General features: G+C 60.4%; 6 protein-coding genes. 5 read left to right on the forward strand and 1 reads right to left on the reverse strand.

From position 1 onward, the window contains the following. Positions 1 to 14: 14 nt before the first annotated feature. The gene (locus ACQKPC_RS03030; RefSeq protein WP_192343198.1) at positions 15 to 1,022 is read right to left on the reverse strand and encodes a DMT family transporter; all 1,008 of its coding nucleotides are present in this window, start codon (positions 1,020 to 1,022) and stop codon (positions 15 to 17) included. Between the two features lie 15 nt (positions 1,023 to 1,037). Here ACQKPC_RS03030 and ACQKPC_RS03035 point away from each other — a divergent pair, with 15 nt between their 5' ends. The 5 genes from ACQKPC_RS03035 (at position 1,038) to ACQKPC_RS03055 (ending at position 14,784) form a co-directional block, all read left to right on the forward strand. Continuing rightward, on the forward strand, positions 1,038 to 1,601 hold the full coding sequence (locus ACQKPC_RS03035; protein ID WP_427623057.1) for a helix-turn-helix domain-containing protein: 564 nt from the start codon (positions 1,038 to 1,040) through the stop codon (positions 1,599 to 1,601). 129 nt (positions 1,602 to 1,730) lie between these two features. Further along, positions 1,731 to 2,075 carry a hypothetical protein gene (locus ACQKPC_RS03040; RefSeq protein ID WP_427623058.1) on the forward strand — a complete coding sequence of 115 codons (345 nt, stop codon included), beginning with the start codon at positions 1,731 to 1,733 and terminating at the stop codon, positions 2,073 to 2,075. A gap of 158 nt (positions 2,076 to 2,233) precedes the next feature. Continuing rightward, positions 2,234 to 3,661 carry an FAD/NAD(P)-binding protein gene (locus ACQKPC_RS03045; protein ID WP_427623059.1) on the forward strand — a complete coding sequence of 476 codons (1,428 nt, stop codon included), beginning with the start codon at positions 2,234 to 2,236 and terminating at the stop codon, positions 3,659 to 3,661. Between the two features lie 488 nt (positions 3,662 to 4,149). Then, positions 4,150 to 5,859 (forward strand): ShlB/FhaC/HecB family hemolysin secretion/activation protein, encoded by a 1,710-nt coding sequence (locus ACQKPC_RS03050; protein WP_427623213.1) that lies wholly within the window; start codon positions 4,150 to 4,152, stop codon positions 5,857 to 5,859. Between the two features lie 30 nt (positions 5,860 to 5,889). Beyond that, positions 5,890 to 14,784, forward strand: a complete 8,895-nt coding sequence (locus ACQKPC_RS03055) for a DUF637 domain-containing protein (protein ID WP_427623060.1) — start codon at positions 5,890 to 5,892, stop codon at positions 14,782 to 14,784. Positions 14,785 to 14,789 lie beyond the last annotated feature (5 nt).

The raw sequence follows: 14,789 nt of genomic DNA on the forward strand, positions 1-14,789 counted from the left end.
GAGCATGGGAACGATCAGTGCTCGGCTTCGCGATCCAGATCGTCCTCAACCTCAAGAACCACCTTACCCTTGGTCTTCAACTCACTGACAATCACCGCAGCGACAATCAACCCCGCGCCCACCAACGCAATCGCCGGTAACCGCTCCCCGGCGATCCGCCCGACAATCCCGGCCCACACCGGCTCTCCGGCATAAATCAACGTCGCCCGAGTCGGCGAAACACTCTTCTGCGCCCAGTTCATCGCCACCTGAATCGCCGCACTCGCCGCGCCCAGGCCCAATGCGCTGCACAACAGCAACCACGAGAACCCCGGAATCACTTCCTGAGTCGGCACCACCATCAGAAACGCCAGCACCGAAGTCACCGCCAGCTGCACCACCGTCACCCGGCGCACGTCGACCTGACCGGCATAGGTGCTGATCAGAATGATCTCCGCTGCAATCGCCACGGCACTGATCAATGTGGCGATTTCACCGGGGCTGAAATTGAACGAAGCGCCGGACGGCCCCGACAGCAACATCAACCCGGTAAAGGCCAGCATGATCCCGATGCTCGGCATCAACCCCGGACGCCGCCCCAGCACCAGCCATTGCAGCAACGGCACGAACGGCACATACAGCGCGGTAATAAACGCCGACTGACTGCTGGGAATGCTCTGCAAGCCCACGGTCTGCAAGCCATACCCGAGCATGATCGCCACGCCGATAAACGCCCCGGCCTTGAGTTCGAACAGGGTCAGTTCGCGCAGATGACGCCAGGAGAACAGGGCAACGATAATCGCTGCCGCGGCAAAACGCAGGCCTACGAAAAACATCGGCCCGCTGACGGTCATTGCATGCTGCACCAGCAAAAAGGTGCCGCCCCAGACCATAGTGATCAGCACCAACACGCATTCAGCTTTGCTGAACCGTGAGAAACGGGAGGAAGCTGGGGAGGAGTTCACCGACGTCATGGCCTTGCGTGCTACCTGAGGGAGACGCACAATGCGCCGGAAGTTGGGCAGTATACTGCGCAACACCATCAAGTGAGCAATATAGTGCACAAAGATTCCACCCAACGGGCGTCGGTCCTCCAGCACGTCAGCCAAAACGTCCGACGTCTGCGCCACGCCGCCGACATGAGCCAGACTGCCCTGGCCGAAAAATCCGGTGTCAGTCGCCGCATGCTGGTGGCCATCGAGGCCGGCGAGAAGAACGTCAGCCTGACCACCCTCGACCGCGTGGCCGAAGCGCTGGACGTAGCCTTCAGCGATTTGATCCAGGCCCCTGAAGCCCGCGACCCGAGCCGCATCAATGAACTGGCCTGGGCCGGCACGATCCCAGGCAGTAAAGCGGTGTTGCTGGCCAAAGCTACCGCCACTCGTGAAGTGGAACTCTGGGAATGGCGCCTTGAGCCAGGCGAGCATTACCCCTCGGAACCGGATGCCGATGGCTATAGCGAACAGATTTATGTGTTTGAAGGCTGCCTGACCCTGATGCTCGGCAACGAGCCGCAGAAAATCGCGGCGGGTGAGTTCTTTATGTTTGCCAGTAATCAGCCGCATTCCTATCGCAACGAGGGGGACGTGGCGGCGCGCTTTGTGCGTAATGTGGTGATTTGATCGGTGCCGATTTTGTCGCGTAAAACACGTATATACCTGTTGCTTCTCACAGTAGACGATGTGCTTCGGATCCAACAATGATGAGTGCGCCGGCGAATGGCGGCCCACTCCTTAAAATCGGATTCAGACATGTCTATTAATCACAAAAAGCCGTCAGAGCTTTTACCTGCACCCGTACTACCAGTGGCCTACGGCGACAATGTCTTTCTCGAAGATGTCATTGCCGGTGCCCGGGTCGATATTGAATTGAACCGGAACGTCTATCCGGGCACGCAGGTGACCCTTGAATACAAGGTTGGCAACACTTCCAATAGATTAGTGATTCCACTTCAAGAGGGACGAGCATCATTCTTGATTCCTGCTTGCGCATTTATTAACAGTCTGTGGGTGGGGGGAATGCAGCTGCGGTATTGGGTCGACGATCCATTCCATAAAAGCGAAGTGCTCGATTTGGGCGTATCGATGCGTTGTTGAGACAGGCCAGGCTGTTGGCGGGGCAACAGTGGAACATCTTGCATTTTTTAGTTGATGTGTTTTCTTCTACGCTGGGCTGTCCGGCAGCGCCGATGAGTGACTGCATGGGGCGATATGCCCGATGTCTATTCAGGTAAACATTGACCAGTGAGAACGGCATGACTGACACCCCAAGCGGACAGGCGACCAAACCCATCCGCCACGCGGATATCCTGATCATCGGTGGTGGCCTGAGCGGCACGATGCTGGCGGCGCAGTTGTTGCGTTTGCCGGGCAAGCGTCAGGCGTTGGTGATCGAGCCCCGCGCCGAACTCGGTCGGGGCGAGGCCTATAGCGCGGTCGAACTGGGGCATACGCTTAACGGCAACGCGGCGCGCATGAGTGTCGATCCCGACAACGCTGATGATTTGACCCAATGGCTCACCAAACACATCGCGACGGGTGGATGGCCGGAGTCGGATCAGCAACATGTGCCAGTCAGTGAATTGTTCCCGCCGCGTGGGCTGTTTGGGGTCTATGTGCAGCAGCGTCTGGCCGAAGCGCAAGCAGTGGGTAAGCACGACGGTTCGACCGTCGAACATGTGCGTGCCGAAGTGGTGGACCTGCAAACCCGGGACGATTCAGTGCAATTGACCTTGAGTGATGGGCAATGCTTGCAAGGCGCCTATGCGGTACTGGCCACCGGTATGTTCCCCGCCGCACGCACGCCGCAGACCGAATCCAGCGGCCTGAACGCCGCCGCCCTCGACCCGTGGGATGTGGCTTCCATGCGGCAGCTCGATCCACAATCCACGGTGCTGATCATCGGTTCCGGGTTGACCATGGTCGATGCCGTGGTGTCGCTGGAGCAGGCCGGGCATCGCGGGCCGATCGAAGTGTTTTCCCGTCATGGTCTGCTGCCTCACGTCCGTAGGCAGCCGCCGGCCTGGGCGGATTTTTTGGCCGAGGATCACAGCATTCGCACACCGCGTCAGCTGATGCGCGAACTGCGTCGGCATTGCCGCGACGCCATCGCCCAAGGCATCGACTGGCAAGCGCCACTCGACACAGTGCGGGCGCACATCGGGCGGTTGTGGAACCAGGCGACGGACGTGCAACGCCAGCAATTCGTGCGCCATGTGCGGCCGTGGTGGGAGAGCCATCACCATCGCTCTCCGCCGTTGAGTGCCGAGTTGGTGGCGCGGCTGCACGGGGAAGGGCGGTTGCGGATTCATGCTGCATCGTTCAAAGGGTTGGAGCCTTCGTTGAGCGGTGGGGTGAGTATCCGCATCCGTCGCCGTGGCGAGGCCGAAACCTGCGTGGTGCACGGCGCGGCACTGATCAATTCCAGCGGCATCGAATACGACTGGCGGCGGGTGGCGCGGCCATTGCCGCAGCAGCTATTGGCGTGCGGGTTGGTGCGGCCGGGGCCATTGGCGTTGGGCATTGCCGCCGCGGATGACGGCGCGGTATTAAGCGCCGATGGGCAGGTCGCCAACCGTTTGTTCGCCATGGGCCCGCCGCTGCGCGGCATGTGGTGGGAGAGCACGGCAGTGACCGACGTGGCGAGCCAGGCCAAGTCTCTTGCGGCGCGATTGGTGGATTGACCGAAAGTTAGAGGGTGTTTTTTCGGGCCTCATCGCGGGCAAGCCCGCTCCCACATTTGATCTCAGGCGTACACAGATAGTGTGTTCACCGAAGATCCCCTGTGGGAGCGGGCTTGCTCGCGAAGAGGCCAGTACAGTCACTACAACGCTCAGGCCACTAAACAAGCATTGTTTAAACGACACTCTTTTCCACGTCGACCCCGAGGTCGATAACGAAACCCTGCTGGCCGCAACCCAACGGGGGCAAGCCTCTCGCTGCTGTATCGAGCCCGCCGCGTGGTTCAGTTGGTCTGACACATTTGATATTAATTTCCTTGTCGGCTGAATTTTTCAAAATGTGTGGGGTCTGTTTACCGTCCGTGATGGCTGGCGTCATTTAGCCAGTATTTCTGACATCAATTTCAGGGTGACCACGACCCTTCTCCTGCGGGCATCAATGTACGCCCTCAGCACTTATGACATGGAGCGTTATGCTTATCTCCCCACGGATGTGGCCGGTGCTGTGCGCGCTATTGCTTGGCTTGGGTACACAGAGCAGCGCCGATGGTGCCAGCCTGCCAACGCCGGGCGACCAGGACCTGATCCGCGATCGCCAGAACCGCCTGATTGAAGAACAGCAGCGTCGACTGGAAGAACTCAAGGAACTGCCGGGCAAGCCAACATTGCCCGCAACACCGGCCGCCCCGGTGGATACACGTTGCTTTCCTATCAAAGACATCGAACTCAAGGGCGCCGACAGTCTGTCCGCTGCCGACCGCGAGCGCTTGCTCAAGCCTTATATCGGTCAATGCCTGGGCGTCTCGCAACTCAACGAATTGCTCAAGGTCATCACCGACCATTACATCGGCAAGGGCATGATCACCAGCCGCGCCTACTTGCCGCAGCAAGACCTCTCCAGCGGCCACTTAAGTGTGTTTGTAGTCGAGGGCAAACTCGAAGGTTTGAAGGGCGCTGACGACAGCCATATTTCCGATCGGGAACTGTCCATGACCTTCCCCGGTAAAACGGGCGAACTGCTCAATCTTCGTGAAATAGAACAACTGGTAGATCAGTTGAACCGCTTGCCCTCCAACCAGGCGCAAATGGAACTGACCCCCGGCGTTCAGGTCGGCGGCAGTAACGTGCTGGTCAAGAACACCCCGCAAAAGCCTTGGCGTGCCAGCCTGTCGCGTAACAACGACGGTCAGAAAAGCACCGGTGAACAGCAGTGGGGCGCAGGCTTTGAGTGGGACAGCCCGCTGGGGCTGGCCGACCAGTTGATGTTGCGCGGTGGCCATGACGCGTTGAGCGATCACCAGAAAACCTCGAAAAACGCCATGCTCTATTACAACGTGCCTTGGGGTTGGTGGAACTTCAGTTATACCTACAGCCAGAGCGAATACCGCTCCCAGGCCCAAGGCAATGGTTTCAACTTCAGCCAGAGCGGCGACAGCGAGAATCATCAATTTCGCGCCGAGCGCCTCGTCCATCGCGATGCGGTGAGCAAAACCTCGATCAATGCCGGCTTCGCCCATCTGCGCACTAACAACTACATCGAAGATAGCCGCCTGGATAACAGCAGCCAGCGTATTACCGAAGCCCAGTTGGGTATCAACCACGGCCGGCGTATTGGCCAGTCGTTCGTCAACCTGGACCTGGGCATGCAGCAGGGCATCGGCGCGCTGGATGCACAAGGCAACGACCAGCGTCGTGATGATGCCGGCAATCTTACCGCCAACGCTCGCTATCGAAAGTACACCGCCACGGCCAGTTACCTGTTGCCGTTCAACTGGCTGGGCGAGTCCTTCACGTTCAGCAGCCTCGCCACAGGCCAGCGCAGTGAAGATGTGTTGTTCAGCCCGCAACGCATCAGCCTGGGTGGCAGCTCATCGGTGCGTGGCTATAAAGACCAGTTTTTATCCGGGGACAGCGGCGGCTACTGGCGCAACGAGCTGCGCTGGACCCGCCCGGTGACTGTCGATTGGTTGCGCCCGGCACTGAGCGAGTACGGCACCAGTGTCGGCTATGACCAAGGCGTGATCAGCAATGACCGATACAACAGCGAAGTGCATGGCCGAATGTCCAGCAACTCTCTGGAACTCTTCGCCCGTGGCAAGTACCTCGCCACTCGCGTGACGTTCGCACACTCGCTGGAACGCCCCTCCGTGCTCACCGAGCGCGAGGCGCCGATCTACTTCCAGGTCGACCTGTTTCTTTAATTCATTTGTTATCGCGTCGAGATTCTGAATATGGACGTTCACCAGCTTGCCTTTCTGTCCCGCCAGCCTTCGGCTGCCGTGGCCCCTCGCACGCACTTCCTGGGCATGCCCAAACGCTTGCTGGCATTGCTGCTGGCGAACGTCATGTTCTGGCAGCCGATCTGGGCCCAGGCCGAGGGCATCGCCGTCAGTGGCAACACCCAGACCGGCATAGGGCAGGCCGGCAACGGCGTACCGGTGATCAATATTGCCGCGCCCAACGGTGCCGGGCTCTCGCACAACCAGTTCAAGGATTACAACGTCGGTCGCCAGGGCGTGATCCTCAACAACGCGACGAACGCGGTGCAGAACACCCAACTGGGCGGCCACATCCTGGGCAACAGCCAGCTCGGTGGACGGGCAGCCGGCACCATCCTCAACGAAGTCAACGGCGGTAGCCCCAGCCAGCTCAACGGCTACACCGAAGTGGCAGGTCGGTCAGCAAGGGTCATCATTGCCAACCCTTACGGCGTGAGCTGTAACGGTTGCGGCTTCATCAACACGCCGCGCGTGACCCTCAGCACCGGCAAGCCTGTACTCGATGGCAGCGGCAAGCTTGATCACTTCGAGGTTGATGGCGGCAGCATCACCATCGATGGCATGGGGCTTGATGCGGCCAACATTGATCAATTCGACCTGATTACCCGTTCGGCGAAGATCAACGCAGACATCCATGCCCGGCAATTGAATGTCATTACCGGTGCCAACAACGTCAACGCCGACAGCCTGGCCACCACCCCTCGCGCGGCCCGTGATGCCGACAAGCCTCAACTGGCAATCGATGCGGCGGCGCTGGGCGGGATGTATGCCAACACCATCAAACTGGTGGGCACCGAGCAGGGCGTCGGGGTCAAGCTGGCGGGCAACATGGCTGCCAGTGCCGGCGATATTCAAATCGATGCCGGTGGCCATCTGAGCATGGCGCAGACATCGGCCCAAGGTGCCTTGCGGGTCAACGCGCAGAGTGTCGAGATGACCGGCAAGGCTTACGCCGGCAGCGTCGATGTACGTACGCCCGGCGAGCTGGTCAACCGGCAGAGTCTGGCCGCCCGCAACCGCATCGACATCAATGCGGGAAAACTCAGTAACTCCGGCGTGATTGCCGCCGGCATCGAGGCCGATAACAGCCGCAACACCACGGGCGACCTGAGCATCACCAGCCCCTCCGTAACCAACAGCGGCAGTCTTGAAGCCAGTCGCTCGTTGAGCATCCGTGCGAACACAACCCTGACCAATCAAGGCGTGGTTCAGGGCGCGGCGGTCGATCTGACCAGCGCCCGGGTGACCAATCAGGGCGCTGCTGCGCGAATCGTCGGTGACCAGTCGCTGGTGATCAATACACCGGCCATCGTCAACCTGGCAGGGGTGATCCGCTTTGGCGCGGGGCAGGCGGCGTCCTTGCAACTCGACAGCCTGGACAACCGCGAAGGCCTGATCCAGGTGCTGGGCGGCAGCCTGACAATCACCGCCCGCCAGCTGGATAACCGTGGCGGGCAAATCGACGCTGGCGGCCTTATTGTCGATACCACCACGCTTGATAATCGCTCCGGCCTGCTTTCTGCCAGCGCCGGTAATGCGCAGGTGAAGACCCGCGGTAGGTTCGACAACACTTCGGGCACTCTCCAGGCGCAAAACCAGCTTTCAGTCACGGGCCAGGAGGTCATCAACCAGGGCGGCAGGCTGCTGGCGGTCAACGGTGACCTCGATCTGAAAGCCTCGAGCCTCGATAACCAGCGCGGCAGCGTGCTGGGGACCAAGGTCAGCATTCGCGCGCCGGGTGGGCAGGTCGACAACCGCGGCGGGAAAATCGTCGGCGAGCGCGTTGATCTGAACGCCTCGGGGCTCGACAACAGCAACGCGGGGCTGCTGGCGGCAGGCGCCCAGGGCATAAGCCTGATTTTCGATCCGGCGGCCATCAAGGCGCAGTTGCTCAATAACAAAGGGCGCATTCAGAGCGACGGCGGCCTTTTGCTGCAAGGTGGCTGGCTGGACAACAGCGCTGGCACAGTGCTCGGTAAAACCATCCAGGTCGACGCTCAACGCCTGATCAACAACGGCAAGGGCGCACTGGTCAGCAATGGCGGCGATGTTGTCCTGAATGTCAGCAACCTGTTGAGCAACCTGACGGGAGTGATCGATGCCGGTAACAACACGGCCACCGTCACCGGCGCGAGCCTGATCGATAACCAGGGTGGCACGATTCGCGGCCAGCAACTGGGCCTTCAGGCGGCCACTTTGCTCAACGGTCAGAAGGGGCAACTGGTCGCAGGGTCCGGTGGGTTGACCTACAGCGGGAACCGACTAGACAACAGCGGCGGCGTTATTCTCGCCGACGGTGGGCTTGCCAGCCTGAAGCTCGGCAAGGGCAGCATCGGCAACCTTGGCGGCACGATCCAGGGCGACACCGTCGAGGTGACCGCCGGCAGTCTCGATAACAGCAGCGATGGCACCAAGGCCGGCATGATCGCCAGCTTGGCGGGTGAACTGAAGCTGACCGTCGATTCACTGACCAGCCGCGCCGGCAAACTCTTCGCCAAGACCGCGCTGGTGTTCAAAGGCTCCACGCTGGACAACAGCGGTGGACAGCTCAGTGGCAACACCGTTGACCTGACGGCCGACCAACTGACCAACCAAGGCGGCCTGATCGAATCCAACACCTGGCTTGTACTCCAGGGCGGCACGCTGGACAACAGCGCTTCCGGGCGGATCCGTGCGCTGGGCAACAACGTCAATACTCTTCACGTCTCGACAGACGACATCAGCACGCTCGATTTCAGCGACACCGTCAATAACCACAACGGCACCATCGAGGTCGGTAACTCGTCGTTCAGTTTCAAATCCAGCACGCTGGATAACCGTACCGGGACCCTCGAACACGCCAACACCGGGTTATTTACCTTGCACCTCGATCGCCTGACCGGTGCCGGTGGTGATATCACCGGCCTGGGCAGCGGCGACTGGAACTTTGGCGCGGTGGATGGGCTGGGGCGTGCACAGCTCAACGAGGCCCTGACTTACACCAGCGACTCGCTGACGCTTCAGTCCGGCGATCGCCTGGCCAGCAGCAGCGCTCTGGTGCTCAACCTTGGCAGCCTGAGCAACGGTGGCGAGCTGCTCAGCGATGGCGATCTCACGCTGAACCTTACGGGCGATCTGTTCAACAGCGGTCGGTTATCCGCGCAAAAAATGCTGGCTATCACCGCCCATGACGTGCGCCAGAACGGCGGACGCATGGGGGCCGGCACCGACACACGCCTCAACCTGAGCGGTACGCTGGATAACCTCGGCTACCTGACTGCCCGCCAGAACCTGCGCATCGACGCGGCGCAAATCGACAACCGCGGCACACTGGGTGCCCAAGGCAAAGTCAACCTCACCGCCACCGGTGGCATCACCAACGGCGCCGATACATTGCTGTTCAGCGGCGGCGACATGACCTTGCGCGCCAGTAGCCTGCTCAACTGGTATGGCGACCTCTACAGCGCCGGCAATCTTAGCTTCGCCGGCATCGACGGCGCCGCCGCGCAAAGCTTCAGAAACCTCTCCGGGACCGTCGAAAGCCAAGGCAACATCAGCCTTCACGCCGTCTCGCTGGAAAACGCCAAGGCCGAATTCGAGCTGGAACAACAACGGGTGAGCGGCACCTTGAAGTGGGCGTGCAGCCAACACTGTGGCGGACATGACTCCTTCAAACGCGGCTGGATCACCATTGGCCAAACGTTCATCGAGCGCGCCATCAAAGACTCTGCTTCGGCGCGCCTGGTTGCAGGCAAAGACCTCAACATCCAGGCCTCAAGCGTGCAGAACCGCTACAGCCTGCTGGCCGCCAACAACAACCTGACCATCATTGCCGATGACCTGCTCAACCAGGGCGCGTCCACTCGCACCGGGCAGAACACCATCGTGATCCGTACACCGAGGCGCATTTCCACCGGTTATTGGGATCAGATGGAGTACGTCGACGTCCCGGCCTTCAACGCGGCCGTTGCCGCCGGGAACTACGACGACGCCCGCTTCGAACTGCTGAAATCGCGTTCCAGCGACAGCCGCTTCCAGGAGCGCAGCAATGTCACCGTCTGGACCGACAACCCTGAACCGACCTACGCCGCGACCATTCAGGCCGGCGCCACCGTCAACCTCAACGTCACGCGTACCGTGCAAAACGGCACGCTGCACCAGAACACGCTCGAACAACTGACCGGTACGCTGGGCGACGACCAGACCGGCGTCGGGGTAGGTGAGGTCAATATCAACCTCACCCCGCAGGCGACCGGTGCCGCCGCCGTGACGCCTGCCGCTGTGCAACCCATCGAGCGTATCGCGGCGGATGGCAGCGTACAGACCGTCTTCAAACCGGTGGATTACAGCGGGTTACCTTTCACCTCTGTGGACCCGACGGCCGGGCCGAATTTTCAAACGCCCAAGGGCGATTACGGGTTGTTCATCAAGAACCCCGACCCGACAAGCCGCTACCTGATCGAGACCAACCCGAACCTCACGAACCTGTCGCAGTTCTTTGGTTCGGACTACCTGCTCAAACTGTTGAACGTCAACGCCGACAGCACTTGGCGTCGACTCGGCGATGGCCTCTACGAGCAGCGCCTGATTCGCGATGCGGTGCTGGCGAAAACCGGCCAGCGTTTTCTCGCCGGCGGTTTGACCAGCGATTACGACCAATACCGCTACCTGATGGATAACGCCCTCGCCAGCAAAGACGCACTGCGCCTGAGCCTTGGCGTCACGTTGACGGGCGAGCAGGTCAGCGCGCTGACCCATGACATTGTCTGGATGGAAAACCGCATCGTCGACGGGCAAAAAGTCCTCGTGCCGGTGCTGTACCTGGCCCAGGCGGATAACCGCAACGTACGCGGCAGCAGCCTGATCCAGGGCCGGGACTTGAACCTGTTCACCGGCGGCGATCTGGTCAACGTCGGCACGCTGCGCGCCAGCAACAACCTCAACGTCCAAAGCGCCGGCAGCGTCTACCAGGGCGGGCTGGTCGAGGCCGGCAACGACCTGCAAATACTGGCGCAAGACAGCATTCGCAACGCCATGGCCGGCGAGATTCGCGCCAGCCAGGTCAGCCTTGTCGCCCTCAAGGGCGACATCATCAACGACCGCACCGCGATTCAGGTTCGTGACGGCGCCGGCATGCGCACCCTGACCGATGCGGGCAGCAGCATCAGCGCCCGGGAAAACCTGGCCGTTGCGGCCGGCCGCGACCTGACCAACCACGGCGCCTTGAGCAGTGGCGGCAACGCGACCCTGACGGCAGGCCAGGACATCAACCTGGCGGCCAAAACCGATACCAGCGAGAAACACGAATTCAGCGACGGCGGCCACAAGTCGAGCATCACCACTGACGTGAAGAACCTCGCCGCGACCGTTACTGTCGGCGGCAACCTGACCGTGGACGCGGGCCGCGACGTCAATGTCATTGCCAGCCAGGTCAAGGCCGGGAACAACCTGACCGTCAAGGCCGGCCAGGACTTCAACGTGACCTCTGCCGACGACATCCACAACGTCGCCAGCAAAACCAAGGACGGCAAAAAACGCATCACCGAAGAAAACGACCGCACCACCCAGGCCGCCAGCGTCCTGAGCGCGGGCAACAACTTCAACGCCCAGGCCGCCCGCGACATCAACCTCATCGCCAGCAAGATCAGCGCCGGCAATGAAGCGTATCTGTACAGCGGCAACAAGCTGAGCCTGCTGGCCGCGCAGAACAGTATGCATACGCTGTATGACATGAAGGAGAAGGGTAATTGGGGCGCCAAGAAGGCCCAGCGCGATGAAGTCACTCAGATCACCCACGTCGGTACCGAGATCAACACCGGCGGCCGCCTCACCCTCGCCAGTGCCGGCGATCAGCGCTACCAGGTCGCCAAGCTCAACAGTGGCAAAGACCTGATTCTTGAAAGTGGCGGTGCAATCGCCTTTGAGGGGGTCAAGGACTACCACGACGAAAGCCACACCAAGAGCAAGAGCGACCTGGCCTGGACCAGCTCCAAGGGCAAGGGCAATACCGATGAAACGTTGCGTCAGAGCACGCTGATTGCCCAAGGCTCGTTGGCCATTCGGGCTGTCGATGGGCTGAAAATCGACATCAAACAGATCAATCAAAACACCGTCAGCCAGACCATCGATGCGATGGTCAAGGCCGACCCGCAACTGGCCTGGGTCAAGGAAGCGGAAAAACGCGGGGATGTGGACTGGCGCCAAGTGAAGGAGGTGCATGACTCCTTCAAGTACAGCCACTCCAGCCTGGGCCAGGGCGCGATGCTGGCGATCATCATCATCGTGACGATCCTCACCGCAGGTGCGGCCAGTGGTCTGGCTGGCGCGGCGGCCGGGGCTCAGGCCGGCACCGCCTCCGCCATGGCGGCGGCGACGACTGCCGAGGCAGTGGCCGCCGGGGCGACCTATGTCGGGGCTGGTTGGGGCAACGTCATGGCCACGGCGGCGATGACGTCCATGGCCAGCACGGGTGCCGTTAGCGTCATCAACAACAAGGGTAATCTGGGCGCGGCTGTTAAAGACACTTTCAGCAGCGACAGCCTGAAAAACGCCGCCATTTCCGGGATGGTCGCCGGGTTTACCACCGGCGTGATCGACCCGAAATTGGGCGGGACAACCAAGCCTTACAACGGCATCACCAAGGGTTTTGACTTATCTACTCTTGAGGGCATAGGTGGTTTCGCCGTGCATGCCGGCGCACAAGGCGTTACCTCGGGCGTGGTCAAAACCGCAGTCAACGGCGGCAGCCTGGGCGACAACCTGGTCGATGAACTCGTGGCCCAGGCCGGGACCGTTGCCGCGGCTGTGGGGTTCAGCCAGGTCGGCAGCTTCGCTCAGAAAGAGTACCTCAAGGCAGCGGCCGATAAAGACTCGGTCGGTATGGCGCTGTGGGCCGAGGGTGGCGCCGGACGAACCGCGCTGCACGCCATGATGGGCGGCGCGATGTCCTCGGCCACCGGCGGCGACTTCGCGACCGGTGCGGTGGCCGCCGGTGCCAGCCAGGCCATGGCTGGCGCCTTGAATGATGTCTTCAAAACGCAGCCGGAATATCGCGAGGCCGCCGCACAAATCGTCGGCCTGACCGCCGCCGGTCTTGCTGGTAAAGACGTTGAGAAAGCGGCCTGGGTTTCGCTGATGGCCGATCAGTACAACCGCCAACTTCATCCAGACGAAATTCCGCTTCTGAAGAAACAGGCGGACAGTCTGGCGAAGGAAGCCAAACTCAGCCCTGAAGAAGCTGAAAGTCGCTTGGCCAAAGCGCTGGTTTATTACACCGACAAAGACTGGAACGGTGTGCTGAGTGGCCAAGGTGCGGCGCCCGATGCCCTGACGGTCAAACACTTGGGCATCGCGCTTTCACCGCTGGGCGCCACGTACGCACCCGCAGCAGCGACGGATATTCCGGCAATCGGTCCTGCGAAAACCTACACCCCCACCGAAACCGCCGCGTTAATCGCCAACTACAGCAGCACCCATGCGGCGCAGTACGCGGACAACTCAATCAATGCCATCAACCTGCAAGGGCTATACACAGGCGATCTCAGTTATGAATACGCCAATTACTACCGTAAGAACTTGGCGGGCGGCCCGGGCCTGACGGATTGGGGAACGGTAACCGGCAGCACCCAAGGTGCGGGGAAGGCATTGTCGGAGGCAGCGGGTTCGGCGTGGGCCTTGCTGAGCAATCCGGCGCAAGGCAGCGAACAAATCGCCAATGGCCTGGTAGGGCTGACCAAGCACCCGGTCGACTCGTTGATGAGCAGCGTCGAGGCGAGCCAAACCAAAGCGGCATTGGCAACCCTGTACGACATGCAAGGTAACACCACCGCCAGCGCCGCGATCCGTGCGCAAAGCGATGTTGAATTTGCGTTGAACTTCCTTCCGGTAAACCGGGCCAAGACGTTGGCGGAGCTTGGAGCAGCAGGCAAACAGGCAAACGGGCTGTCCATTACTCGTGCTCTGGCAGAAAACAAAGGACCTTGCTGCTTCGCCGCAGGAACAAAAGTCTCTACACCGCAAGGCGATCGCACGATTGAATCGCTCAAGGTCGGCGATGTGGTCTGGAGCAAACCCGAGAAGGGCGGCAAGCCGTTCGCCGCTACCATCCTGGCGACACATCAGCGTTCGGACCAGCCGATCTATCGCCTAAAGCTCAAAAACGTTCGTGGCGACGGCAAAGCCGAAGGCGAAACCCTGATGGTCACGCCAAGCCACCCCTTCTATGTCCCGGCCAAGCGCGACTTCATTCCAGTCATCAACCTGAAACCTGGCGACCTGCTGCAATCACTGGCTGATGGCGACACCGAAAACACCTCGTCCGAAGTCGAGTCGCTTGAGCTGTACCTGCCCGACGGTAAAACCTACAACCTGACGGTCGATGTGGGGCATACGTTTTACGTTGGAAATCTCAAGACCTGGGTACACAATACGGGGCCTTGTGATCTGCCTGCTGATTATTTTGCAGGTGGTGTAAAAGGGACAACTGGACTAGACAAGCACGCAGATACTTTCTTCGGGCAGCAACGAACGTACTGGTCACAAGAACCAGTGCAGTTTAACGGGAACAAGGTATATCAAAGGAATGACCTCATAGACGCCAGCAGGGTTGACGCAAGTACCGGCCTTACTAATAAACAGTTGATGGAAAATGGCTTGGCGCCGTATGGTACTGACGGGAAGAAGGTAAATCTTCACCACATGCTTCAGACGCAGGATGGTCCAATTGCTGAGGTCACCCAGAGTTTTCACCAGAAGAACAGCGGTGTGATTCATATCAACTCTGGTAGCGAAATTCCGTCTGGGATCAACCGGGCGCAATTTGAAAAATGGAAGAAAAATTATTGGAAGTCCAGATCTTTGGACTTCTGACTGGG

This window comes from Pseudomonas sp. NPDC089918 (assembly GCF_050280605.1).
GTDB lineage: Bacteria > Pseudomonadota > Gammaproteobacteria > Pseudomonadales > Pseudomonadaceae > Aquipseudomonas.